This window comes from Pseudomonas fluorescens (genome assembly GCF_001307155.1).
Taxonomy (GTDB): Bacteria; Pseudomonadota; Gammaproteobacteria; order Pseudomonadales; family Pseudomonadaceae; genus Aquipseudomonas; species Aquipseudomonas helvetica.
The window spans coordinates 218,031-242,735 of sequence record NZ_CP012830.1 but is presented as its reverse complement, the minus strand read 5'-3'; the positions used below and the strand labels follow the sequence as shown (position 1 = coordinate 242,735).

Genomic DNA, 24,705 nt, shown 5'->3' with positions numbered 1-24,705 from the left:
ATGATGCTAAGAGGATGCACGTTTAAATGGCTATTTATGTATTAGGGATCTCTGCCTTCTATCACGACAGTGCTGCCGCCTTGGTGAAAGATGGCGTCCCGGTTGCAGCTGCCCAGGAAGAGCGTTTCACCCGCGTGCGACACGACGCGGCATTTCCGGCCCAGGCGATTCAGTATTGCCTGGATGCCGAGGGTATTACCCTGGATGACCTGGAGGCCGTGGTCTATTACGAAGACCCCCAGGAGAAGTTCTCACGGGTCATTTCCTCCTTTGCCAGTGGCGGCATCGGTGGCGCGCGAACGTTCATCAATGCGATGCCGGAATGGATTCGTTGGAAGTGGAACGTACTCAAGTTTGTCGATGAAAAACTCGAAGAGCTGGAGCGAGGCAAAGCCCCGCGCACCCAGGCGTCCCAGCACCATCGCTCCCACGCCGCTGCGGCGTTCTACCCGTCGCCGTTCGAGAACGCCGCGGTACTGTGCATTGACGGAATCGGCGAATGGCACTCGACCACTATCTGGCAGGGCGAGGGCTCCAGGCTTGAGCTGAAGAACTCGATTTCGTACCCGCATTCGGTGGGTCTGTTCTATTCGGCGATGACCTATTACTGCGGCTTCAAGGTCGATTCCGGCGAATACAAACTGATGGGCCTGGCGCCTTACGGTCAGCCGATCTACGCCGACAAGATTCGCGATGAGCTGATTAATATCCGTCCTGACGGCTCCTTCACCCTGAACATGAAGTACTTCGAATACCTGCGCGGCGAGCGCATGGTGGGCGAGGCCTTTGAAGAGCTGTTCGGTGGGCCGATCCGTAAACCGGAAAGCCCGATTTCCCAGCGTGAGTGCGACCTCGCGGCTTCGGTCCAAAAAGTCACGGAAGAGGTGGTGCTGGGGTTGGCGACCGCTGCGGTCAAGCAGACCGGTAAACGTAATCTGTGCCTGGCCGGAGGCGTGGCGTTAAATTGCGTGGCCAACGGCGTGCTCAGCCGTTCCGGGCGTTTCGACTCGATCTGGATCCAGCCGGCGGCCGGCGATGCCGGTTGCGCGCTGGGTGCGGCGATGGATTATTCGGTCAAGCGTACCGGGCGCCCACACCTGACCGGGAGCAAGACTGACGCCATGAGCGGTAGCCTGCTGGGGCCAGGATTTGGCGACGAAGAGATCGAAGCGTTCCTGCGCGAAAACAACTACCCCTACACCCGCTACGACGATGCCCAGCTGTATGACCAGGTCGCCAGCCGTCTGGCTGACGGTGCGGTAGTCGGCTGGTTCCAGGGGCGTATGGAATTTGGTCCGCGGGCCTTGGGCGCACGTTCGATTCTCGGCGATGCACGCAACCCCGAGATGCAGCGCACCATGAACCTGAAGATCAAGTACCGCGAATCGTTCCGGCCATTTGCGCCAGCGGTCCTGGCTGAAGACGCCAAGACCTATTTCGATATCTGTGAAAGTAGCCCGTACATGTTGATGGTCGCGCCGGTGACCGATTCGATCAAATCCGAGACTTCGCTCAAAGAGGGCGGTCCCGCGCGTGGGTTGGGCAGCATCAACAATATTCGCTCGCAGTTGCCGGCGGTGACTCACGTCGACTTATCGGCTCGGGTGCAAACCGTGACCGAAGAAAATAACGCACCGTTCACTTATCTGCTGCGTAGTTTCAAAGCGCGTACCGGTTGTTCAGTGTTGGTTAACACTTCGTTCAACGTGCGTGGCGAACCGATCGTGTGCAAGCCGCAAGAAGCTTATGCCTGCTTCATGCGTACGGAAATGGACGTGCTGGTGCTCGGCCGTTTCGTGCTTGAGCGTCCTGGTCAGCCAGCGTTCGTTGAAGAAGTCGACTGGCGCAGCGAAATCCCGCTGGATTGATGTTCACCTTTAACAATAAGGAGATTTTTTCGTGCTCAGGTTCCTCGCGTTTCTTATGTTCATCGTTGTACTGCTGCCCATTGGACTGACCCGCTCGGTCTTTCATTCATCGCGTTTTGGCCGGAATTTTCACCAGGCCCCGACGGCATGGGATCATCCGGCAAAGGGAAAATAGCCCCAACAGCCCAAGGACTCACGCCCATGTCAAAGGTCATTTACAAAAACCTGAATATCTCACCGATCCTCGCCGTCAAGGGGACCGGTGTCTGGCTCGAAGATGTTTCAGGCAAGCGTTACCTTGATACCTGTGGTGGTGTAGCGGTGTCGAGCCTTGGGCATGCGCATCCGCGTATCGTGGCGGCTTTCGAGCGAGAAGCGAAAAAGCTCGCTTGGGCCCATGCCGGCAGTTTCACCACGGCAGCCGCCGAAGAGCTGGCTGAACAGTTGGTGGATGCTTCCGGTGGCTTGGCGCGGGCGCAGTTTCTGTCGGGCGGTTCGGAGGTCATGGAGTTGGCGATGAAAATCGCCTACCAATATCAATGTGAGCGTGGCTTGCCCTCCAAGTCGACGTTCATTTCGCGGCGCCAGAGCTATCACGGCAGTACCTTGGGCACCCTGAGTATTTCCGGGAATGCCCAACGCCAGTCGGTGTTCGGGTCGCTGTTGCCGCCCGCTGAATTTGTTTCGCCGTGTTATGCCTATCGCGAACTGCGCGTAGGCGAGAGCGAAGAGCAGTACGCCACGCGTCTGGCCCAGGAGCTGGACGACAAAATCAACGCGCTGGGCAGCGAAAATGTCGCCGCGTTCTTCGCTGAAACCGTTGTTGGCTCGACCAACGGGGCGGTTCCTCCCGTCCCTGGCTACTTTCGCAAAATCAAGGAGGTCTGCGAGCGTCACGACGTTCTGCTGATCCTCGATGAAGTGATGGCGGGCATGGGCCGCACCGGCCAGATGTATGCCTATGCCGATGACGGGATCGTGCCGGACATGGTGGCCGTGGGCAAAGGGCTTGCGGCCGGTTACATGCCCATTTCAGCGTTGCTGGTTAGCGACCGGGTACATTCGGTCATGGCCCAGGGTTCCGGGGTGCTGGGCAACGGCCAAACCCATGTCAACCATCCGCTGGCGTGCGCGATTGCTTTGGAAGTACAGAAGGTCATCGCTGAAGAAAACCTGTTGGCAACGGTTCGCACCCGTGGCGAACAATTGCGCAGTTGGCTCAGAGAAAGCCTGGCTGACGTTGATACCGTTGGCGATGTGCGGGGCCGTGGTTTGTTTGTCGGCCTCGAATTCGTCGAAACCCGCACGGGTAAAGAGCCGTTTCGTGGTGGCGGGGCGTATGCAGCCGCCCTCAAGCAGGAAGCCTTGAAGCGCGGTCTGCTGATCTATCCCGGCAGTGGAACCGTCGATGGCACTCACGGCAATCATGTGCTGTTTGCGCCGCCCTTTATTTCCAGCGAGGCCGAAGTCGCCGAGATGGTCGAACGTTTCAGTGCAGTTGTAAGGGCCGTCGGTCAATGACGGTTCGCCCTTTTTGCGCAGGCGCGAGCACGTTCGCGACTGTCGTTCAGCGCTTGCCGGTTTCACCGTTATTACTCGTTGATGGGGAATAGAAGATGCAGATCATTGAGCCATGCAAGGACAAAGTCCTCCTTTCGGTGTGCACCATGGACTGGTGCGATCACGGAGTCGAGTTCGCCAAAACCGTGTTTTCCAACCTTGAAGTGTTCTGCTGGGACCCCGGCGATCCTTATCCCTATCACCTGGATGACTGGGAAGGCGATTGGATCATTTCCTATCGCGGCGACTTTATCTTCCCGGAAAGTATTTATAAGAACGCCCGCAAGGGCGCGATCAACCTGCACCCAGCCCCGCCAAAATACCGTGGGCTGGGCAGCCAGCACTATGCGATTTACTACAACGATGAAACCTACGGTTCGACTTGCCATCACCTGGCGCCTTCGGTCGACAGCGGGGAGATCATCCATGTCGCGCGCTTTAACGTTGCTCCGGCCGAGACGGCGTCTTCGCTCCGTTTGCATGTGGGCGCGTATTGCTTGCAGCAGTTTATTCATCTGCTCACCGATTACATCCTGCAAGGGCGGTCGTTACCGGTTTCACCGGAGCGCTGGGGCGAGCGGCTGTACAAGCAATCCGAACTGAAACCCTGGATGGAAAAAATTCGCGCCCAGGAGCCCGATCATCGTTGCTTCAAATAAGTGCTTTTTTTGGGCTGGGGGACTTCAGGCCGATAGTGGCTTGAAGGGTGTGCATTGCGCGCGTTGGTACGACTGATAAGAGACCGTCATATGTTTGATCTTTCGAGCTTCGGAGCCGCGCTGGCGGTCTATGTCATCGGCACCGCCAGCCCCGGTCCGGGTAACCTGGCGATTGCCAATACCTCCCTGAACTTTGGGCGTACGCCTGGGCTGGCGTTGGCGGCGGGGGTCATTTCCGGTTCGCTGTGCTGGGGGGCAATGACCGCGGCTGGGGTATCGGCGTTGCTGCTTTCCTACACGCAGATTCTGGTCTGGCTGAAAGTCCTTGGCGCCTGCTATTTGTTCTTTCTGGCCTACAAGTCGATTCGCGGTGCACTGGCACACAATGCCACCACGGTTGCTCGAGCTCGCACCAAACAGACCAGGAACATTGGGTATTATTTACAAGGACTGGGTATTCACCTCACCAACCCAAAAGCCGCCTTGACCTGGTTCACCGTGACCACGGTCGGGCTTAGCGCGAATGCACCCGCCTGGGCCAGTTTTGTCCTGGTGGCCGGTTGTGCCGTACTCGGGTTCCTGATCTTCAGTACTTACGCGTTGGCGTTTTCAGCCCATTCGGCTGAACCGTTTTTCACTCGAACGCGAAAATCGTTCGGGATGATCTGCGCAGCCTTCTATTCGATCGTCGCGATTGGGTTTATCAGCTCGTTGTTTTAATGCTGATGCAAAAACCAGATGTCACGCCGCATTCTTTACGCCTTCCTGACCCCCGACGCCAAAGGCGATGGTGTCCATCTGAATTTGGACTGCACCCCAAAGGTTAGACATAACCGATGGGGTGTTCCATGGGAAAGCATACGGGGCAGGCGAAGCGTTCAGCGGTGCAGGATTACTGCTCTGGGATCAGGTGGATCAGCGTTGGCGATCCGCGAGAATGCTTAACCTGGCATTGTCCAGGATTGCAGCGTGTAACCCTCCTGGCTCAACTCGGTGCGCACCTCCTCCAGCAGGCGTTCCAGCTGCGTCGGGTCGGAATAGGCACTGCTTGGAATCAGTTTGCGACAAATACGCGTGTTGGCCTGGTCGATGACACTCAGGCTCAATTCGCCATTACCGTCTTGCGGAGCCCAAGCGACACATTGAAACGGTTTGAATGCGTGGCCGGCAATCAAAAGTGCTTCGTTGATGCGGAACGGGGTGCTCACGGGTTGTCTCTCCTTGTACCCAAACAAAACAAATAATGTGCCGCCAACTTTCATTGCTTTACATAACTGCCTGGCGCCGGTTCCAGAGGCGGGAATTTTTCGTTCCCGGTGTGCGCAACCGCGGGTTGGCGCTCGCCGGAGTGTCCCGCCAGCCAGTTGAACCAATCGTTCCACCAGCTACCGGGTTGCTGCTCGGCATTCTTGAACCAGGTCTCCGGGTTTTTCGTGACCCGATTGTTGGTCCAGTAATGGCGCTTCTGCTTGGCGGGTGGATTGATGACACCGGCGATATGCCCGGAAGCGCCCAGTACAAAGCGCTTGGTCCCGGAGAGCAGGTTGGTACTGGCGTAGGCGCTTTTCCAGGGCACGATGTGATCGTCATGGGTGGCGAGGATGTAGGCGGGAGCGTCGATTGCACGCAAATCCAGTTTGACCCCACAGCACTCAAGCTCACCTGATTTCAAATCGTTCTGCAGATAGGTGTGGCGCAGGTACCAGCAGTACATCGGGCCCGGAAGGTTGGTGCTGTCGTTATTCCAGAACAGCAAATCAAGTGGAATCGGCTTCTGACCCTTGAGGTATTTGTCGACGTTGTAGTTCCACCACAAGTCGTTGGGGCGCAGCAGGGAGAAGGTATTGCCCATGTCCTCGCCACGAAACAGGCCGATGGGGCCATTCATGCCGCCGATGGTGCGCTCTCGATAGGCCACCAGTTCTTCGTCGACGAAAATGTCGATGGGACCGGTATCCAGGTAGTCAAGGAACGTGGTCAACAGGCTCACGCTGGCAATCTCTCGATCACCGCGTGCAGCCAGTACGGCCAGCGCGGTGCTCAACAGGGTGCCGCCGATGCAGAAACCCACGCAATTGAGTCGCTGTTCGCCACTGATCTCACGGGTCACTTGCAGGGCGTCGATGACCCCGTGCTCAATCAGGTCATCCCAGGTGGTGCCCGCGTGTTCCTCATCAAAGTTGCGCCAGGACATCAGGAATACGGGATGTCCCTTTTCCAGCAGATGGCGGACCATCGAGTTGTCCGGGCGCAGATCAAGGATGTAGTACTTGTTGATCGACGGCGGTACGACGAATACCGGATGTCGGTACTGGGTCTCGCTTTGCGGGTAGTACTGAATGAGCTGGAAGAGGTGATTCTCGAAGACGATTTCGCCCGGAGTGTTGGCCAGATCGACGCCAACCTTGAAGGCACCGCTATCACACTGGCGCATTTTGCCTTCGTTCATGTCGCTGGCCAGATGCTGCAGACCGGTGATCAGGCTGGCACCTTTTGTCTCAACCGCACGCTGGAGCGCATCAGGGTTACTGACCAGAAAATTGCTTGGCGCACTGGCGGCAATGGCTTGCTCCACCAGATAGCGCAGGCGTTGGCGCGGTTTCTTATCGTCGATCAGCAGCTTGTCGAGCAGTTTCAGGAGAAAGCTGGAGTTGAGCAGGTAAAACGCAGCGAGGGAGCCGAACAGTGGCTCGCTCCAGTTGCCGCTGGCGAAACGTCGATCATCGAAGCTGAAGGATTGGCCGGTCAGCAGTTGTTGGCCGAGTTGGCCCCATTGAGCCTGGTAGTCCGCTTGAAGGCTGTCCAGGGTTTCGCGAGGCAACTCGAACCAGGCGCCGTGCTCATGTCCGGAAAACCAGGGATTAGTACTGACCCATAGGCGCAATTGTTGCACTGCCAAGGATGCGATGAACGGAACCTGGCCTGACCAATAGGTCTTGAATGTATGCGCGTTGTTGTCCATTAAAGTTCCTTGCCCATACCGATGAGCCGGGCAGAAAAAAGCCGCGCTTTGCCGAACTCCGGCGTAGCGACGGCAGGAATGCAGGCAGTTTTGTTTGACGCCAGCCTGATGCGCGGAACAAGGTCCCAGGTCCCAGTTCCGCGCATTGGCTACTCAAATGCCGTTGGTTAACGCTCGATAGCCAGGCCGACGCCTTGTCCGCCACCGATGCACAAAGTGGCCAGACCCTTCTTGCCGTCGCGACGGATCAGTTCGTGCACCAGCGACACCAGAATCCGTGCCCCCGACGCGCCGATCGGATGGCCAAGGGCGATCGCACCGCCGTTGACGTTGACCTTGCTGGTGTCCCAACCCAACTCTTTGCCAACCGCCAGCGCCTGGGCGGCGAAGGCTTCATTGGCTTCGATCAGGTCCAGGTCCTCGACGTTCCAGCCAGCCTTTTGCAGGGTCAGACGCGTAGCCGGGACCGGGCCGATGCCCATGATCGACGGGTCCACACCGGCGCTGGCATAGGCTTTGATCCGTGCCAGTACCGGAAGGCCCAGCGCTTGTGCTTTAGCGGCGCTGGCCAGCAACAGTACGGCGGCGCCATCGTTGAGGGTCGAAGCATTGCCGGCGGTCACGCTGCCGTCTTTCTGGAATGCCGGTTTGAGTTTGGCCAAGGCTTGCGCAGTACTGTCGATACGCGGCTGTTCGTCGGTGTCGAAGACCAGTGGTTCGCCCTTACGCTGAGGAATCAGGATCGGGGTGATTTCGCTCTGGAATCGCCCGCCCTCAATGGCAGCGGCGGCCTTCTGTTGCGAGGCGGCGGCGAAGGTATCCTGCGCTTCACGAGAGATCTCGTACTTTTGCGCCAGATTCTCAGCGGTGATACCCATGTGGTAGTCGTTGAAGGCATCCCACAGGCCATCCTGGATCATGCTGTCTTGCAGTTGCGCATGACCCATGCGCAGACCCGTGCGTGCCTTGGGCAGAACGTAGGGAGCCAGGCTCATGTTTTCCTGACCTCCAGCGATCACCAGTTCCGCGTCGCCGCAACGGATTGCCTGGACGGCGAGATGGACCGCCTTGAGACCCGAGCCGCAGACCTTGTTCAAAGTCAGGGCAGGGGTGGTGTGTGGCAAGCCGGCCTTGATCGCCGTCTGGCGGGCCGGGTTTTGCCCAGCGCCGGCAGTGAGTACCTGGCCGAGGATCACTTCATCAATTTGAGCAGCATCGATACCCGTCTGCTCCAGCAAGCGGCGAATCACTGCGGCACCCAGTTCGGTCGCGGGAATTGCAGACAAAGCACCCTGGAAACTGCCGATGGCGGTACGAGTAGCGGCAACGATTACGACTTCGTTCATGCGTGACCTCATTGAAAAGACAAAATTCGTCGAACACACCAGGGCATTCATGCCCTGGTTGGGCTTACTGCATGTTCATGCCGCCGTTTACCGAGAAGTCGGCACCGGTGCTGTAGGCGGACTCATCGGAGGCCAGCCAGGCCACGATTGAGGCGATTTCTTCGGGTTGGCCAAGGCGACCCACCGGAATGCCGGCAATCATGCCGTCCAGAATGTCCTTGCGGATTGCCGCAGTCATGTCGGTCTGGATGTAGCCTGGGGAGACGGTGTTGACGGTCACGCCCTTGCCGGAAACTTCCCGGGCCAGTGCCATGGTGAAACCATGGATGCCAGCCTTGGCGGCCGAATAGTTGGTCTGACCGAACTGGCCACGCTGGCCGTTGATCGACGAGATGTTGATGATCCGCCCCCAACCCTTGGAGAGCATGCCTTCGATGACTTGCTTGGAGGTGTTGAACAAGCTGTTCAGGTTGGTTCCGATCACCGCGTTCCAGTCTTCCGGGGTGAGCTTGCGGAAGGACGCGTCACGAGTGATGCCCGCATTGTTGACGAGTACGTCGATCGGCCCGAAGTGTTCGCGCACCATCTCAAAGGCCTTGCGGGTCGATTCCCAATCGGTGATGTCGGTTTCGACGCATTCGAATTGATAGCCTGCTGCAAGCTGTGTTGCCATCCAGTCATCCTTGCGGCCGGAATTGGCACTGCAGCCGACAATAACCTTGAAGCCTTCCTTGTACAGACGTTGGCTGATGGCTGTACCAATGCCGCCCATACCACCTGTTACTACCGCAATACGACTACGCGACTCCATATTTCTACTTCCCTTCTTTTTGTGCTGCAGGAGAGAAGATTGTTCGATATCAACGGTTCGTGCGGAAGTGTTGGTAGGTGACGTATTCGTGTCCATCGGTGCCACACGGGCGTTTTAGACGGCTTGCAAAAAATGAGGAGTACCTATACTGGGATCAATACTTGAAACGGAGCGGATAATTAATATTCGTGCAACATGGCTGAAATATGTTCAGCGTAGGTCAATATCGGCTCCGGACAGGATGTTCGGTTCCACAGGTTATTGAGGGCGCTATGTATAGAATGAGTTCAGGTTATGCAGGCATGCTGGCGAATACGCTTTTGGCTCAAGGACTGGACGTTACCGGTCTGTGCCAAGACGCGGGACTGGACGTCGAACTCGTGAATAAACCTGGAGCATACTGCGAGCGAAGCGTTATCTATCGTCTTTGGGATCTGGCTGCTCAGGCCTCGGATGATCCGAACATCGGTTTGAAAGCCTACGGGAGCTTCCACCCAGGCGTTTTTCAGATCGTGGGCTACACAATGATGTCCAGTTCGAATCTGAAGAGGGCGCTCGAACGCCTGGTTCGTTTCAGCCCGTTGATAAGTACCGGATTCAGTCTTTTCTTTGTTCAGGAGCAGCAACATTTCCGTCTGGCCAGCCTCGATCATCAGCAACGTGGCTCGGTCAAACCCCGGCAATATACGGATGCAGGCCTGGCTTCGCTGCTGGGTTTCTGCCGCTGGCTGGCGGGTGGCAAGTCGCCGCAGCCGTTGAGTGTAGAGTTCGCTTATCCCGAGCCTGAAGATACGTCGGAGCATCAGCGGCTTTTTGGCTGCCCGCTGCGTTTCGGGGCGGCTTATGACAGCATCCTGTTCGATGGCGAGGAGCTTCTGCGTCCTTTGAGTATGGCCAACGAGGCGCTCGCCGTACTCCATGACAGTTTTGCCGAGGCTCAACTGGACCAGTTGTCCGGCTGCTCTATTGTTGGCAGGATTCGCGCGCTGATTATCGAGCGCTTGAGCCAGGGGCAGGGCCAAGGGCAATGTGATATGGAATCGATTGCGGCGGCACTGAACGTCAGCAAACGAACGCTTCAGCGAGGCCTTGAGAAGGATGGCACGCAATTCAAGGATGTCCTGAACGATGTGCGCCGGCAGTTGGCCGACTTCTATTTGCGCCATTCTCGTCTCAACATGAAGCATGTGACGTATCTGCTCGGCTTTCATGATCACAGCAGCTTCCATAAGGCATGCACCCGTTGGTTCGGCATGCCCCCCGGTCAGTATCGAACCGATGAGTCGTTGTTTGCGCTCGAGAAAGTCGAGGCCGTGCCGGTGCCGGTCCGAGCCATGAACTCTGTCGGTCTGCGCAGAGACCATAGAATTGCAGGCTTCGCCAGCGCCTACGCCGAACGGATACACCGCTAATCCCTATGGCGGGTCATTGAGGCTTTGGACCTTTTGTTGCTTTGCGCTTTGGGGCTTTAACGACGATGGCGGGAGCGGGTAGGGGGACTTCGAGCAGCGTGTGCAGTTCACGCCAGAATTCGCCTTCGGTTCCAGCAGTCGAGAGCAATTCAGGCATTAATTGCCCGACGGCTGTCAGTACCTGTTGGCGTTCCTTGGCCTCGGGTAGCAACAAGGGCAGGCTGCGCAAGCTTTCTTGCGGGTGGGCAAAAACCAGCAGGTTCTGCAATCGGATGGCTTCGCGCAGGGCTGTGGGCTCAGTGCTGTAGTCCTGGACCAGCAAGTGCACCTGCTGGATCAGTTTCTCTATGCTTTCCTTGCCTGCCTTGTCGCTGTCGCGGCCCAGCAAAAACAGAATCCGCACTAACGCTTCCAAGGGGCCGCCATGGGGCAGCGCATCCTGCAGGCGTTCGATCAAGGCCTGGTCCTGCTGGTCGGCATGTGCCTGGAGATTTCGCACCGGACTGTTGCTGGTGAGGGCACCCAGTGCGCCGTAGATACCGTAAAAACACAGCTCCTGAGTGGCGTCACGCACATCGCGATAAGCATTCAGGGCGTCTTGTATCTGGTTGGAGAACAGCTCCTGCCACGCCAGCAACGGGTTGTCCTGGCGTGCGGGACGACGATCGCTGCTCACTTGGGAGGCGGCCCCGGCTAACCACCACAGCGCCGGATTCAGGCTGCTCCATAGTAATTGCTGCTGATGGAAGGGGTGCGTCCTGCGTATCAGTTCGGCAATGGGCTCGTTGACGACCTGACGCAGCCACGGGCGTATGAACCCGTCGTAAAACTCGCTGTTGATTTCAGAGGCATGCTCCACCAGAGAGAATTCGCGATCGTCATCACGGGCTGGCTCGACGTCATCATGGATATCAGCGATTCGCCTTGATTCGAAACTCACGCTGTATTGCACGTCACTGCTGCCTGAGGGGGCCGGCAGATCGTCGATCAGCATTTCGTATAGCCCTGCCGGCAGTGCGTTGATGGCTTCGACCGCACCGAGCAATCCACGGTGTTCACGTCGAGCCACCTTGCCGGAAACAAAGATGCCCAAATGGCCGATGCTGGCGTGTCGCAGGTAGACGATGGTACGTCCTGCATCATGCAAGGCGAGATCGCTGGGATAGACATCGGCGATCCAGTTCAACGCTTGCTGGGGAGGGGTGATGTTGTCGCCGTAGGAGCAGAACACCACCACCGGTACTTCGATCCGTTTCAGGTCAATACCGGAGCTCTTGCGGCCAAGGCCGCCGGACAATTGGTTGCCGATGAAAAGGTCATCGACAATCATCTCGATCTCTTCGCCATTGAGCAGGGTCGGGCTGCCCCACCAGCGTTCGAAGTCGAGAAAGCGCGCAGCCTCACTGTCGATCTGGCTGAACAACTGGTAGTACTTGCCCCAATAGGTGTTGGCCGGGTCCAGGTTTTCGAAATTGCTGACCAGCCAGGTGCCGTCGAAACGGTTATTGCCCAAGTCGCTGCCCAGGCGAGCCATCCAGCCACCACCCAGCAGGCCACCGGTGTAACGCATCGGATTGCGTCCATTGACACCGGCCCAGTACGACAAGGGGGCACCATTGATAATGATCAATCCCGGCAGTTCCGGCCGTGTTGCCGCCAATCCCATTAAGGCCCAGCCGGCCTGGCAGTTGCCGATAATGATCGGCTTGCTGTTGGTTGGGTGAAGGGCGCTGACGACCTCGATGAACCGGGCCTGGGCTTCGACGATATCGGCCAGGGTTTGCCCAGGCTGTGGTGAGTGGCTGAAAGAGATGAAATAAGTGGGGTGGCCGGCTCTGAGGCTTTCGCCTAATACCGAATCCTGTTTGAAGCCACCGATTCCCGAGCCATGGCCGCCGCGTGGGTCAATGATGATCACCGGCTGGCCATTGCTGTCGATTTTTTGCTCGGGACCCAGGAGGATTCGCAGCAGTGAATAGTTGACCGGGCGCGGGAGGTCGGCGCCTGCGATCAGGGTTTCATGATCGAACTTGAGCAGCAGCGGATACCCGGCGCGTTCATGGGCCAGCGTATTGTCGCCGCGCTGGCGCAGGGTGTCCCAGAACAGCAGGCAGCGTTGGCCAAGGTCGGTGACATATTCCTGCCATTCAGCGGGCGTAGGTTGTCTGAGTTGACCCTGCTTCAGCGGCGCGAAGGTTTTTTCCTGACGCTGGCGCAAAGCATCAAGGATGTTCAGCGTATTGAGGCGCTGCAGATGACTCAGGTGTTCGAACAGGCCGCGTTGAGAGAAGGGTTTTTTATATTGCGATGCAATAATATCTTCCTGGCCCATGGTGATCTCCTGAGGTTATGCATGCGAAGCAGCGGCCTGCGGCTCATTGATGAATGAGACTCAGGCTGTCCGCTTGATGTCAGGAGTCTATAGCGAATATCAGCAGTGGTGGAAAAACTTTTGTGCACTGCACAAAAAACCATTGCCAAAAAAAATTGTGCGCTGCAATATTAAATCTAGCGCGATGACCGGCAGGATCGCTATCGCGTCCTCAGGCCTATGCCGGCCTTTCAGAATCAGGAGATTCAAGCATGTCTTTTTTCAACTCGGAAAAATTGCAAGACGCTCAGAAAGCCAACCTAGACCTCCTGCAGCAAATCAGCGGCAAAATCTTCTCCAGTGTTGAACAGCTCAGCCAATTGCAGTTCAAGACGCTGCAGGCCTCCACCGAGGAGCAGTTCGAGGTCTTTCGCAAGCTGCTGGCAGTCCGTGATCCACAAGGGTTCGCTGAGCTCCAGGCTTCTTTCACCCAGCCAAATGTACAAGCCGAACGCCTGGCTGAGTTCAATCGCCAAGTGCAAGCGTTGATTGTCGGCACTCACTCGGAAATCACCAAGCTGGCCTCGCGTCAGGTCGAGGCGGGCACCCAGCAGGTGCAAGAGTTCGTTGACGTGATCAGCAAGAATGCACCGGCTGGCTCCGAGCCTGTTGTGGCCGCATTCAAGTCGTCGCTGGCGAATGCCGGTACCGTTTTTGAAAGCGCACAGAAAGCCGTAAAACAGGCTGCTGACGTTGCCCAGAGCGGTTTTGAGGCAGCGACCGCAGCAGCCGGCAAAGCCGCTCCAGGTGCCAAGGCCACAAGCGGCAGCAAGTAAGTCACATTAGAGCGGTTGAACGGATGGCGATGGGTTTACTCCCCATCGCCATTTTTTTTCGTCCCGCCACCGCCACCCGGCTTGCCTGGTGGCATGCCGCCGAACAGGCCGAAGAGGTTCTGAGTGTTCAGGTAGAGGGCTTTTGACTGGTCGACATACTGGCGCATCAAATCCTGCATGACCGGTGCTTGCTGGTGCATGAACTCACTCCAGGCTTCAGAGGACTGAGCTCCGGTCTGGGACTGGATGTCGATGACCGTCTGGATGCTTTTATCCAGGTAGCTGCCGAGGACACTCTGGTAGGGACCGTAGAACTGGATAATCCCCATGAGCATCTCACTGGAGAATATCGGCTCACCGCCACTTTCGGCTTCCAGAATGACCTGCAGCAAAATACTTCGGGTCAGATCCTCGCCGGTCTTGGCGTCGACCACCTCGAACGGGATTTTATCGACGACCAATTGGCGTATATCCGCAAGGGTCAAATGACTGCTGGTGTGCGTGTCATATAGACGGCGATTCGGGTACTTCTTGATCAGGCGGGTGGTGTTCCGACTGTTATCTGTCATGCGGGGCTACTCATGGCGAGCCTGATTTACAGGCATCTTATCCTACTCTGACCACTGCCACTCCAATGCGTCGCCCCACGCGGCACGCACTGGGTGTTCAGAGTAAGAACTTGTTTCATCTTTTGAGTGCGATCCACGCTACGGGCCTTTTGCTTGTGCTTTTTTTTTGCAGGCGTTAACCGAAGAGGCCTACCGCTCGATCGTCTTGCTCCAACGCGCATTCCATTCCGGCCGCCGTTGGTTGACCTGATCCCAATCGATAGAGATGGCCTTCGCAAATATTCGGTGGGCAGGGCTGAAATCTCATTCCGCGTTGTTAGAGATGATGCGAACTTTCAGGTCGTCCATGAAAGTCTCCTGCCTGTTTGAAACGCTATTTATCCAGGGTATTCAACGAGATAGCGACATGCTGTCTTGGATCCAATTTAATCGAATTGGTATAATGCAACTCATTGTTATTAAAGGGTTTTTTTGAAAGTCCAGCTAACCTTTTCCTGATGCCTGCCGATGGCACTATTACAGGACACAGGGAGCAGTAGGAATGAGAAACAACCAACCCGTTACGCAACGTGAAATCGCGCTTGCACCTCAACAAAAACTGATCTCGACAACCGATGTCCGAGGCGTCATCACTTACTGCAATGACGCCTTCGTCGAGATCAGTGGTTTCGACCGAGCCGATCTGATTGGCGCCCCTCAAAACATCGTTCGCCATCCTGATGTGCCACCCGCGGTTTTTGCCCATATGTGGGGCGCTCTCAAGCAAGGCAATCCCTGGATGGGGATCGTCAAGAACCGCTCCAGGAATGGCGATCACTACTGGGTCAACGCTTACGTCACGCCGATTTTTGAAGGCAGCCAAGTGGTTGGTTTTGAGTCGGTCCGGGTCAAACCTACCGCCGACCAGATCCGCCGCGCCGAAGCCCTCTACAAGCGCATCAGACAGGGAAAGCCGGCCATTCCCACTCGAGACAAGTGGCAACCTGTCCTCCAGGATTGCCTGCCGTATCTGGTTATGGGGCTGGTGGGCACTTTGGGAGGGATGCTCCTCGATTCCACGCTGGCTTTTGTCGTCGCGGCAGGCGTCTCGGCTCCACTCGGTTTGATGACGTCCCGCTGGCAAAAGCAAAGCACTTTGCGTCTGTTGCGGATGGCTGAACCTTCCACGTCCGATCAACTCATCGCACAGATGTACAGCGATGAGCGCGGGCCTCAAGCACGTTTGGAAACGGCTTTTGTTAGTCAGACCGCACGCCTGAAAACCTGCCTGACGCGCCTTCAAGACACCGCAGAGCAACTCAGCGGGCTTGCCGGAAGATCCAACGTTCTGGCGTCCGATAGCTCACAAGGTCTTGATCGACAGCGTGTCGAAACCGAGCAAGTGTCCGCCGCGGTCAATCAAATGGCGGCGACCACGCAGGAAGTTGCTAGCCATGTCCAACGCACTGCTGACGCCACCCGGGAGGCTAACCAGCTGACCGGGCGCGGACGCGATGTGGCCAGAGACACCCGAGAAGCCATCGAGCGTCTTTCTGCCGTGGTCGGTGAAACCGGGCAAACGGTGGCGCAGTTGGCCAAGGACAGCAATGAAATCGGAACAGTCGTCGACGTGATCAAGGGCATTGCCGATCAAACGAACCTGCTGGCCCTGAATGCCGCGATCGAAGCGGCACGTGCTGGCGATATGGGTCGAGGCTTCGCCGTGGTGGCTGACGAGGTTCGTCAGCTGGCGCAGCGCACGTCCGAGTCGACGACACAGATCCATGGCCTGATCACCAAGCTCCAGGCGTCCTCCAATAACGCTGTGCAGACCATGGAAAGTGGTCATCGTCAGGCCGAAGAGGGCGTGGCGTGGGTACTTGAAGCAGACAAGGCGTTGGTGGGTATCAGCGAAGCCGTAGCCAATATCGCCGACATGACCACTCAGATTGCGGCCGCTACCGAAGAGCAAACCGCCGTTGCCGAGGAAATCAGCCGCAATATCAGCACCATTGCGCACCTGGCAGATCAGACTTCAGAGCAAGCCCATCACTCGGCAGAGCTCAGCAACGAGCTGACTAAAACGGCGGCCACTCAGTACTCACTGGTCGAGCGGTTCAATCGATAGCCTGCCTCTCTTTGCGTATGGCAACAGTGCTGCGGGGTTGGTCTGGCACAAGGCGTACAGGGAAGGTGCGTTTGGATAGCACCGTGGGGTGAACGAAAGGGGAGGGCTTACGAGTCTTCCCCTTTTGTTTGTTAAATAAATCCTCACCTTCTTTTACGATCAAAACGAGCTCGTTGAGCGATTAACCCAAGTGGAACAACATGAGTGCCGTTAAGGCCGGCAAAAGCAGCCCATTGGCTAATGTCGGTCAGTCGGGAGACTCAGGGCACGATGCTGATGCTTGACCTGTAGCAGCAGGCTTCGCCAGCTGCGGTGCGTGATACGGCTTAACTGATTGGCAACAACACTATGGTCCTCGATTCCGAAGCCCAGCCTAGCGCTGGGCTTTTTCATTAGGCCATTACGGGGGGACTTCCGAAATTGCTGTAGGGCAAATGATGGAGGTGTGGGAAGCAACGCTGAAAAGCCGGGTGCTTGAGCGCTTCCATGGGGTTCAGCGCTTCACACGAAACACGTCCGGAGGGGGTATTCATTTCACACCATTAGGGTAGAAAATGAATCAAAGCGCAGCGTACCCGACGCAATCCGCCACCCGAAAGGACGAACGTTATGCAGGAGCTGACAATGCAACAGGCCGAACTGGAAAAGGTTCACGTGGAAATCGTCAAGCTGATGGCTGAGCAGCGCAAGCTGAACGCCGAGGCCGGCAAGATGACCCGTGAAACTTTCTGGTATCCGGTTGCCGTTGCGACTGGCCTGATCGGCACGGTGGCTGCGGTCACTGCGGTGTTGATCAAGCTTCTCTAAAAGCCCCTTGCCGGTTTCCCGGCAAGAGGCAGGGCTTTCACCGGCTCATTCGCCTTTGATGATCAGGCTGCCGTCGGCCATTGTCACCTCTCCTCTTGGTCGATTCCCGAGATGGGGTGCGAGCATCCCGCTTCCAGATGTCGATAGGTGTCGATATCTGTCAGGCAGAGCATTTTCCTGCCATCCCTGAGCTCAATCCAGAACGTCACGTCTGCATCAGCCCGGGCCATGGCGGTGTCTGTCACGGACCAGGTGGGGGCAATAGCCATCGCAGCGGCCAAGCCCATTCCGGCACAGCGGTGTGTCAGTGCGATCGGAGTTTGGTTTATGACGTTAACGAGTTTGATATCGGTAACCGGGACACTGATACCTGGCCACGGATAGAGCGCTGTCTCGATACTGACAACACCGGAGTCGTACGCCCCCACTCCATGAAGAAAATCACCAGCTAGAACTTTTATTTTAGCCATGTGGAAATCCTCCCGACATCTGTTGCATCAGGGGCTATTGATGTTTTGTGATGACCGCGACGCTGCCCATTTGATGCAGGACATCGCAACCCGGTTCGCCACCAAACGTCAACAGATCCAGAATATTCCACGCCCCAAAAAGGGGCGCGTCAACGACTCTGCGACGAAATACTGTTGAACTGATGTCGGAGAGGAAGATAGAAGTCCGTGAGGGTAAGGACTGTCATAGGCTAATAACCGCCACCGCCCATCCCACCCATACTGCCGGATGGTTCTCTGGCCTTTTGTTGCACGCGACTCCATTCCGCGCACGTCATAAAACTCTTATGGTCGACTTTGCCTCGAGCATCGAAACTGACATTGAACGTGTGCTTTTGGCCGGCTTGCGTGAGCATGTAGTCAAAACAGGTGCCGGGCTCGACGGTGCGATCACTGATTGATAAAGGCTTGCCGCCGATTTGCTGGACTTGATCCTTGCTCATGCCCATTTCTACTTTTGCGACCAGCGGTTGCTCTCGATAGACCGATGTCTCGGAGCTGCATCCAGCCACCGCAGACAGCACGACGACCAGTGCGAATAGACGGGTGTTCATGACTGGGCTCCCGAAAGTGAGTGTCGTGAAGAAACTCTTGGGTGCATCAATAAAAGTAAAGTCGAGTTCGGCGGTGCACGCCAAATATCCTCAAGGCTGAGACATTGGCGTGCGAGGGAAGGGCAGATAACAGAAAGCTCACGCGTGGCGGGTTTTGCGACAAGAAGCAGAGCGACTTTCAGAAACGCGCGAAAGCGTTCCTTTTCGATAGGTTTGTTCTCAATACTGCAACAGTACGTTCCCTTAATTACGCTGGATGTCTACCCGGCCACACGTTACATTTGCCACATTTTATTGCAGAGAACAATTATGCGAGTTTTGATAGGTGCGCTTGCTGTTGCAGCGTTGGCGGGGTGCTCTTTGCCGGCCTCCTTGGTGCCGGGTGAGCCAAATGTCAGCGAGATCACTGCCAAGGTTCCCAAGGAATACGCGCAGTGCGTTCTGCCGGCCTGGCAGCGCGAGATCCCTAAAACCACCCAGACTACGATTTCAAACGGCTACAGGATTACTGCGCCAAGCATTGTGACGGCCGATGAGACGCTGGATATCGTGAAGTACAAGAATGGGAGCCGCATATCGCTGTATCAAGGCCCGCCGTGGGCCAAATCCCGCGCTCTGATGAAGTCGGTGCACGACTGTTTGTAATTCCTGCCTGATGAATTGACGTTGGAATGATGCCGGATGCGCGCACCACTGCTTTGGCTGTCTGTTCTGGTCACGATTGTTTATTGATTGCCTGCGTGCGAAAAAGCCGGGTCGAAGGGGGATGACCTGATGTCGTCCCCCTCAATAAACTCATAGATGCAACCAGGCCAGCGAACCCAGCACGACGCTAATGCCAGCGGCACTGTACGCGACCCGTTTCAGCCACTCCTTACGCGTCAACAAAGTGATCGCTGCCAGCGAAATGGCAATCTGAATCGCCGTCATTGCCTGTGCCCAACGGTGATGCTGATGCAATACCAATTCTGATTTTTCATCCCACTCGCGAGCTTCTGCTTCGAGGGCTTCCGCTTTCTTGCGCACTTCTTCTTTTTCGGTTTTGTAGCGTTGCGCTTCGGCGGTGTAGTGCGCGGCATCGAGGCCGGGGATGTGAATCGCCAGTTCAGAGAGGTTTTGTCGGCTGGATTTCGCCTGGTAGTAATTCCACTCGTTGGAGGCTTCGGTTTTCTTGATGGCGGCGTTGTTCTTGTCCATGGCCGCTTCGCTTTCCGTGGAGCCCGCCTGGTAGCTGAGCATGGCACCGATGGTTGCCATGATCGCCGTCATCACCGCTATCTTGCTGGCGAAACTGTCCCCGCGGGCCTGGGCGTGTTCGGTCGCGTGTTCCAGATGCTTTTCGTGGGGGCTGGGGACTTCGAAGTCTTCAGTCATGGCTGTGAGTCTGCAGGAGTGAATAGGTATCAAATTGTAACTGGAGTGGATGCCTAAGGCGCTATCTCAATCATCCTGCCCATCCGGACTTGCATACTGCTGCAACCCTTCAACCAGCGCGTCGAAGGTCGCGCGGCATCGCGGGCTATTGCGCAAGTCTTCATGCATGGTGACCCAGGTGTCCAGTCCCAGCGAAAACGTCGTCGACAGCACGCGTTGCAATGCTGCATCACACTTGGCCAGCGGAACCTGGCAGAAGCCGATACCAGCCCCCGCGCGTATCAACGCCAGCTGCGCCAGATCGCTGTCGCTGCTCAGTGAGAAGAGCTGGCGGTCAATGCCTTTGATGGACTTGGTGATATTGCGGATAAAGGCGTTCGGCTGGTCGTAGCCGATGATCGAATGGCCGGCCAGTTCGTTGAGGTCGCGCGGCATGCCATGTTGGTTCAAGTACTCGGCACGCGCATGTAGCCCAAGTTCGATTTTACCGATCCGACGCGCCACCAGCTGCTCTTGGCGGGGGCGCATCATGCGCACGGCGATGTCGGCTTCGAGCTGCAAGAGATCGACCACGCGGTTAGTCAGTACGAGTTCTACTTTTAACGCCGGGTGTTGTTGGCGAAGCCGGGTGATGATGGGTGGCAATACTTCGACGCCAATCACGTCGCTGGCTGAAATACGGACAATCCCGTGTACAGCCGCGCCTTGACTTGAGGCGGCTCGCTCAATCGAGGCCGCTGTACTTTCCATGGTTTGTGCGTGGGCGCGCAGGGTCAGTGCCACTTCGGTGGGCATCAGCCCTGTTTGTGATCGTGTAAACAAAACGACATCCAGCGCTTTTTCGAGCGCGGCGATGTGCCGGCCGACCGTTGGCTGTGTGATGCCGAGCAAGCGCGCCGCGCCCGACAGCGATCCTTCATTGAGTACGCCCAGGAAGGATCGATAGAGCTCCCAACCAATATTCGATGCCATGCATAAATGTATAGCGTCCAACTGATCTTCTGCAATTTATCTATAGCGCCCATTCGCTCAGGATCAAGCCCTCTATAACCTTGAGGTGTCGGGCATGAACGGCAATAAAGTGCTGGTACTGGGAGCGACAGGAGGGATTGGCGGGGAAGTGGCGCGTCAATTGAAAGACGCCGGTTGGGAGGTGTGCGCACTAACACGTCATCTCGAAAAAGCTGTCGATCAACAAGCGGACATCACGTGGTTACGCGGTGATGCGCTGAATCGGCAGGAGGTTATCGAGGCCGCGAAAGGCTGCTCGGTGATTGTGCATGCGGTCAATCCGCCGGGCTATCGTCGATGGCCGGAGCTGGTGTTGCCGATGCTCGACAACACCATCGCTGCGGCCGTGGTCGAGGGTGCAACCATTGTGCTGCCCGGTACGGTTTATAACTTTGGCCCTGATGCTTTTCCGGTATTGCATGAAGACTCACCACAGCAGCCGCTTACCCGAAAAGGCGCTATTCGGGTGGAGATGGAGCAGCGCTTGCGCAAGGCTGCTGACAAGGGGGCTCGTGCGTTGATCGTTCGCGCCGGAGATTTTTTCGGGCCGCGAGCCGGTAACAACTGGTTTTCCATGGGCTTGATCAAGCCGGGGAGACCCGTCAACGCAGTGAGTTATCCAGGTGAGCAGGGCGTTGCTCACCAGTGGGCCTATCTGCCTGACGTTGCGCGGAGCATGGTCGAGTTGCTGGAGCGGCGCACCACACTCCAAGCCTTCGAAAGATTTCATATGGCTGGTCATCTGGATACCGACGGTACCCGAATGAGCCGTGCTATCCAGCGTGTTGTTTATCGGCACGCGGGCATGGAGCCGCGAGTGACAGCGTTCCCGTGGTGGTTGCTGACACTGGCTTCGCCTTTTGTCGTGACCTTCCGTGAAATGCTGGAAATGCGTTATTTATGGCGCACGCCAGTGCAGATGGACAATGCGCGATTGATCGAGGTGCTGGGGCGCGAGCCGCATACGCCGTTGGATGAAGCTGTCGAAGCGGCGTTGCTGGGCATGGGGTGTATCCGTCGAGACGGCTTGGCGACTTTTTCCTGATGCAAGAACACTAACAGGTGTCTTCATTGGCGGTCACTGACCGACTTGAGTTTCGCAGACAAAGTAATTGCTCTTTCGATTCTTGGCGGTGAGATCGATCGTCAGCTTTTTGGCTGCGGCCATGCATTGTTTGTAAGCATCAGCGTGTACCCAGTGTTCCACGGGTATCACCTGGCAGTCAGTGCGGGAGGCGTCAGTGCATAGGTACAGCAGCAAAAATACCGTCATACGACCTCCTGTGCACCCAACATCAAAACCGCGGGATGAACTTAGTCCTTAGTATGTATGTCTCTCCAGCTTCAGCCAGCAGCATGGCTGACACTCAATCAATAAAGGAATGCCACGTGATCATAACCACCACCCAATCCATCGAAGGTCGTCAGATCGCAGCCTACCTGGACATTGTCAGCGCCGAATCCGTGCAGGGCATCAACGTTGTGCGGGATATGTTCGCCGGAATGCGGGATTTCTTCGGCGGGCGTTCCCAGACGTTGGAAAGGGCGTTGAAGGAGGCGCGAGCCCAGGCAACGGATGAGCTCAAGGAGCGTGCGCAGAGTCTTCGGGCGGATGCGGTGGTCGGGGTGGACTTCGAGATCAGTATGCCCTCGGGCAGGGGCAGCATGCTGGTGGTGTTTGTGACCGGAACGGCGGTGACGCTCAAATAGGCTGATTGACGTTTTATCTGTCAGAAACAGGTAGAGGAAGTCAGAGGCTTTTCCTGGCCGTTCGTCGGGTGTTGCGCATTTGAATCATTGGTCTGGGAATGACCGGCTAGTCTCAGAAACCTTGGAGGTCGGTACTTTTTAGGCAATCAATTGCTTGCCGGTATCGATCTGTCTGGAGGGACTGATAGATGAGCATTCCTTACATTGAAGATGATGGCGCTGAGTATCCGGTCAACAATTGTGTGCAATGTGGCCAGACGGATTATGTGGCGGGGTTTGGTGAAACACCGACCAAACCGGGCAAGGCCAGGCTGCCTGCGGTGACAAAAAACACCGCAAAGCCGTTCATGCCCAAGGTCTCCGTGCCTGTACGCAAGTAATTGAAAATTAGACTGACCCCGCCATTGAGCGGGGTTTTTTTTGAGGTGCGCCAGGCATGGCGCGTTGCGCGCAAGCGCAACCAGCTTGGCTGTGGTGGCCTCGCTGGTGACTTGGAGGTGAAAGTCCTCTACACACCCGGCAAGGGGAAGTGTTAGCCAGAGGCAAGGGTGTCGCGGGCGACTGCGAATCTGAAGGAAGCCCGAGGCAAAATGCTGGCCTGACGAACAGGAAGCGGATAGAGGCGGCGCAGCGGGGTAAGACGGCCTCAATCGTCAAAGCCCAATACTTGCACGGAACGCTGTGACGTAAATCCGACAGGCATAAGCAGGAAGGTCGCGCGAATTACCCTGGGAGATCTGCAGGTTTGCCACTGTGCTACCGAGCGTCGCGAGGCGACGGGATGGATCTGCAGAAGTCAGCCGAGGCCGTAGTAAGTGGCGAATCACCATGCCACCAAGGGCCGAACAGGTTATGCCGCCAGTAGGCGTCAGAGTCTCGTTGAATACCGAAATGCAGAAATTTCTCCCAGAGAAGACTGTTACTCCGAATCCCGGACAGAATCCGAGGATGACGGCTGACAGTGCACAGGTATCAGCGGCGTCCGTGACGTGGACGAACGCGGAGTCGGATACGCTGATGGCGCGGGTGCTTGCACCGGCCAACCTTAGGTGTGCGTATCAACGCGTGGTCAGCAACAAGGGCGCACCGGGTGCCGATGGCATGACGGTCGACGACTTGGCGAGCTACGTGAAACAGTATTGGCCGATCCTTAAGGCTCGGTTGCTGGCCGGCGAGTATCACCCGCAAGGTGTACGCGCCGTCGACATCCCCAAACCCAAAGGCGGCACAAGGCAGCTGGGCATTCCCGGCGTCGTGGACCGCTTGATCCAACAGGCACTGCTGCAACAGCTCACGCCGATCTTCGATCCGCTGTTCTCGGACTACAGCTACGGCTTTCGTCCGGGCAGAAGCGCCCACCAAGCAATCGAAACAGCCCGTGCCCATGTGGCGGCGGGTCACCGCTGGTGCGTGGAGCTCGATCTGGAGAAGCTCTTTGATCGGGTCAACCACGATGTGTTGATGGCTTATGTACAGCGTCATGTCGAAGACCGGCGGGTACTCACGCTGATCCGTCGTTACCTCCAGGCCGGAGTGATGTCGGGCGGGATCGCCAGCCGACGGCAGGAAGGGACGCCGCAAGGCGGCCCGCTCTCGCCGTTGCTGTCGAACATTCTGCTCAACGAACTCGACCGAGAGCTGGAGCGGCGGGGCCATCGCTTCGTGCGCTATGCCGACGATGCGAACATTTATGTGCGCAGTCGCCGTGCGGGCGAACGAGTGATGGTCAGCGTTGAGCGCTTCCTGAGCCAGCGTCTGAAACTGACGTTGAATCGGGAAAAGAGCCGCGTGGCACGGCCTTGGGTCTGTGATTATCTGGGCTATGGGATGAGCTGGCATCAACAGCCGAAGCTGAGAGTGGCGAGCATGAGCCTGCATCGCTTGCGCGACCGACTCAGGGAACTGCTGCGTCGGATACGGAGCCGTTCAATGAGATACATCATTGAGCATATAACCCCCGTGCTGCGTGGTTGGGCTGGCTACTTCAAGCTGAGTCAAAGCAAGCGGCCACTTGAGGAGCTGGACGGCTGGGTGCGTCACAAACTTCGTTGTGTCACCTGGCGTCAATGGAAGCGGCCCTCTACGAGGGCGCGCAACCTGATGCGCTTGGGGCTTGATGAGGCGCGGGCGTGGAAATCGGCCTTCAATGGCCGAGGCCCATGGTGGAACTCGGGAGCGCCACATATGAATCAGGCGCTGCCGAAGAAACTGTGGGATCGACTCGGGCTGGTCTCGATACTGGATACGATAAACCGGCTTAGCCGCATAACCTGAACCGCCGTATACGGAACCGTACGTA

The 24,705-nt window shown here is 56.9% G+C and carries 24 protein-coding genes; 13 read left to right on the top strand and 11 right to left on the bottom strand.

The window, feature by feature from the left end:
• Window positions 1–26 precede the first annotated feature (26 nt).
• From AO353_RS01095 to AO353_RS01080, 4 genes are all read left to right on the top strand, one after another.
• Complete coding sequence (locus AO353_RS01095; RefSeq protein WP_054593299.1) at window positions 27–1,868, top strand: carbamoyltransferase; 1,842 nt, start codon at window positions 27–29, stop codon at window positions 1,866–1,868.
• A gap of 201 nt (window positions 1,869–2,069) precedes the next feature.
• Window positions 2,070–3,389: an aspartate aminotransferase family protein gene (locus AO353_RS01090; protein WP_054593298.1), complete on the top strand. Its 1,320-nt coding sequence runs from the start codon at window positions 2,070–2,072 to the stop codon at window positions 3,387–3,389.
• Window positions 3,390–3,484: 95 nt separating this feature from the next.
• On the top strand, window positions 3,485–4,087 hold the full coding sequence (locus AO353_RS01085; protein WP_054593297.1) for a formyltransferase family protein: 603 nt from the start codon (window positions 3,485–3,487) through the stop codon (window positions 4,085–4,087).
• Window positions 4,088–4,177: 90 nt separating this feature from the next.
• Window positions 4,178–4,807, top strand: a complete 630-nt coding sequence (locus AO353_RS01080) for a LysE family translocator (protein ID WP_054593296.1) — start codon at window positions 4,178–4,180, stop codon at window positions 4,805–4,807.
• Between the two features lie 221 nt (window positions 4,808–5,028).
• Here the strand turns inward: AO353_RS01080 and AO353_RS01075 are convergent, their stop codons facing one another.
• The 4 genes from AO353_RS01075 to phbB all read right to left on the bottom strand — a co-directional run bounded on the left by AO353_RS01075 (window position 5,029) and on the right by phbB (window position 9,206).
• Window positions 5,029–5,295 carry a hypothetical protein gene (locus AO353_RS01075; RefSeq protein ID WP_054593295.1) on the bottom strand — a complete coding sequence of 89 codons (267 nt, stop codon included), beginning with the start codon at window positions 5,293–5,295 and terminating at the stop codon, window positions 5,029–5,031.
• A 50-nt stretch (window positions 5,296–5,345) separates the two neighbouring features.
• Window positions 5,346–7,049 carry a class I poly(R)-hydroxyalkanoic acid synthase gene (phaC, locus tag AO353_RS01070; RefSeq protein WP_054593294.1) on the bottom strand — a complete coding sequence of 568 codons (1,704 nt, stop codon included), beginning with the start codon at window positions 7,047–7,049 and terminating at the stop codon, window positions 5,346–5,348.
• Between the two features lie 167 nt (window positions 7,050–7,216).
• Window positions 7,217–8,395 carry an acetyl-CoA C-acetyltransferase gene (locus tag AO353_RS01065; RefSeq protein WP_054593293.1) on the bottom strand — a complete coding sequence of 393 codons (1,179 nt, stop codon included), beginning with the start codon at window positions 8,393–8,395 and terminating at the stop codon, window positions 7,217–7,219.
• 64 nt (window positions 8,396–8,459) lie between these two features.
• Entirely contained in the window at window positions 8,460–9,206 is a 747-nt protein-coding gene (gene phbB, locus AO353_RS01060; protein WP_081013685.1) for an acetoacetyl-CoA reductase, read from the bottom strand.
• 272 nt (window positions 9,207–9,478) lie between these two features.
• Between phbB and AO353_RS01055 the strand changes: the two genes are divergently transcribed.
• Window positions 9,479–10,618 carry an AraC family transcriptional regulator gene (locus AO353_RS01055; protein WP_054593291.1) on the top strand — a complete coding sequence of 380 codons (1,140 nt, stop codon included), beginning with the start codon at window positions 9,479–9,481 and terminating at the stop codon, window positions 10,616–10,618.
• A gap of 13 nt (window positions 10,619–10,631) precedes the next feature.
• Here the strand turns inward: AO353_RS01055 and AO353_RS01050 are convergent, their stop codons facing one another.
• Complete coding sequence (locus AO353_RS01050; protein ID WP_054593290.1) at window positions 10,632–12,950, bottom strand: DUF3141 domain-containing protein; 2,319 nt, start codon at window positions 12,948–12,950, stop codon at window positions 10,632–10,634.
• A 251-nt stretch (window positions 12,951–13,201) separates the two neighbouring features.
• Here AO353_RS01050 and phaP point away from each other — a divergent pair, with 251 nt between their 5' ends.
• Window positions 13,202–13,765 carry a TIGR01841 family phasin gene (phaP, locus tag AO353_RS01045; RefSeq protein ID WP_054593289.1) on the top strand — a complete coding sequence of 188 codons (564 nt, stop codon included), beginning with the start codon at window positions 13,202–13,204 and terminating at the stop codon, window positions 13,763–13,765.
• Between the two features lie 35 nt (window positions 13,766–13,800).
• Here the strand turns inward: phaP and phaR are convergent, their stop codons facing one another.
• Complete coding sequence (gene phaR, locus AO353_RS01040) at window positions 13,801–14,334, bottom strand: polyhydroxyalkanoate synthesis repressor PhaR (protein WP_054593288.1); 534 nt, start codon at window positions 14,332–14,334, stop codon at window positions 13,801–13,803.
• A 541-nt stretch (window positions 14,335–14,875) separates the two neighbouring features.
• Here phaR and AO353_RS01030 point away from each other — a divergent pair.
• Both AO353_RS01030 and AO353_RS01025 read left to right on the top strand, forming a co-directional pair.
• The gene (locus tag AO353_RS01030) at window positions 14,876–16,441 is read left to right on the top strand and encodes a methyl-accepting chemotaxis protein (protein ID WP_054593286.1); all 1,566 of its coding nucleotides are present in this window, start codon (window positions 14,876–14,878) and stop codon (window positions 16,439–16,441) included.
• 624 nt (window positions 16,442–17,065) lie between these two features.
• Window positions 17,066–17,248 carry a hypothetical protein gene (locus tag AO353_RS01025; RefSeq protein ID WP_081013684.1) on the top strand — a complete coding sequence of 61 codons (183 nt, stop codon included), beginning with the start codon at window positions 17,066–17,068 and terminating at the stop codon, window positions 17,246–17,248.
• An 83-nt stretch (window positions 17,249–17,331) separates the two neighbouring features.
• On the opposite strand, the gene AO353_RS01020 is transcribed toward AO353_RS01025, so the two are convergent.
• Together AO353_RS01020 and osmE are read right to left on the bottom strand one after the other, a co-directional pair.
• Entirely contained in the window at window positions 17,332–17,718 is a 387-nt protein-coding gene (locus tag AO353_RS01020) for a hypothetical protein (protein ID WP_054593284.1), read from the bottom strand.
• A 230-nt stretch (window positions 17,719–17,948) separates the two neighbouring features.
• Entirely contained in the window at window positions 17,949–18,311 is a 363-nt protein-coding gene (gene osmE, locus AO353_RS01010; protein WP_054593282.1) for an osmotically-inducible lipoprotein OsmE, read from the bottom strand.
• A 309-nt stretch (window positions 18,312–18,620) separates the two neighbouring features.
• Here osmE and AO353_RS01005 point away from each other — a divergent pair, with 309 nt between their 5' ends.
• Window positions 18,621–18,956 (top strand): hypothetical protein, encoded by a 336-nt coding sequence (locus tag AO353_RS01005; RefSeq protein WP_054593281.1) that lies wholly within the window; start codon window positions 18,621–18,623, stop codon window positions 18,954–18,956.
• 150 nt (window positions 18,957–19,106) lie between these two features.
• On the opposite strand, the gene AO353_RS01000 is transcribed toward AO353_RS01005, so the two are convergent.
• Entirely contained in the window at window positions 19,107–19,685 is a 579-nt protein-coding gene (locus AO353_RS01000) for a DUF4337 domain-containing protein (RefSeq protein ID WP_054593280.1), read from the bottom strand.
• 66 nt (window positions 19,686–19,751) lie between these two features.
• Entirely contained in the window at window positions 19,752–20,657 is a 906-nt protein-coding gene (locus tag AO353_RS00995; protein ID WP_054593279.1) for a LysR family transcriptional regulator, read from the bottom strand.
• A gap of 94 nt (window positions 20,658–20,751) precedes the next feature.
• Between AO353_RS00995 and AO353_RS00990 the strand changes: the two genes are divergently transcribed.
• Entirely contained in the window at window positions 20,752–21,741 is a 990-nt protein-coding gene (locus tag AO353_RS00990) for an SDR family oxidoreductase (protein WP_054593278.1), read from the top strand.
• A 33-nt stretch (window positions 21,742–21,774) separates the two neighbouring features.
• On the opposite strand, the gene AO353_RS00985 is transcribed toward AO353_RS00990, so the two are convergent.
• Window positions 21,775–21,969, bottom strand: coding sequence for a hypothetical protein (locus AO353_RS00985; RefSeq protein ID WP_054593277.1), 195 nt, complete (start codon window positions 21,967–21,969; stop codon window positions 21,775–21,777).
• 116 nt (window positions 21,970–22,085) lie between these two features.
• On the opposite strand from AO353_RS00985, the gene AO353_RS00980 reads away from it, so the two are divergent.
• From AO353_RS00980 to ltrA, 3 genes are all read left to right on the top strand, one after another.
• Window positions 22,086–22,406, top strand: a complete 321-nt coding sequence (locus AO353_RS00980) for a YbjQ family protein (RefSeq protein ID WP_054593276.1) — start codon at window positions 22,086–22,088, stop codon at window positions 22,404–22,406.
• Between the two features lie 188 nt (window positions 22,407–22,594).
• Window positions 22,595–22,786 carry a hypothetical protein gene (locus AO353_RS00975; RefSeq protein ID WP_054593275.1) on the top strand — a complete coding sequence of 64 codons (192 nt, stop codon included), beginning with the start codon at window positions 22,595–22,597 and terminating at the stop codon, window positions 22,784–22,786.
• A gap of 472 nt (window positions 22,787–23,258) precedes the next feature.
• Window positions 23,259–24,680, top strand: coding sequence for a group II intron reverse transcriptase/maturase (ltrA, locus tag AO353_RS00970; RefSeq protein ID WP_054598148.1), 1,422 nt, complete (start codon window positions 23,259–23,261; stop codon window positions 24,678–24,680).
• The last annotated feature ends 25 nt before the right edge of the window (window positions 24,681–24,705 follow it).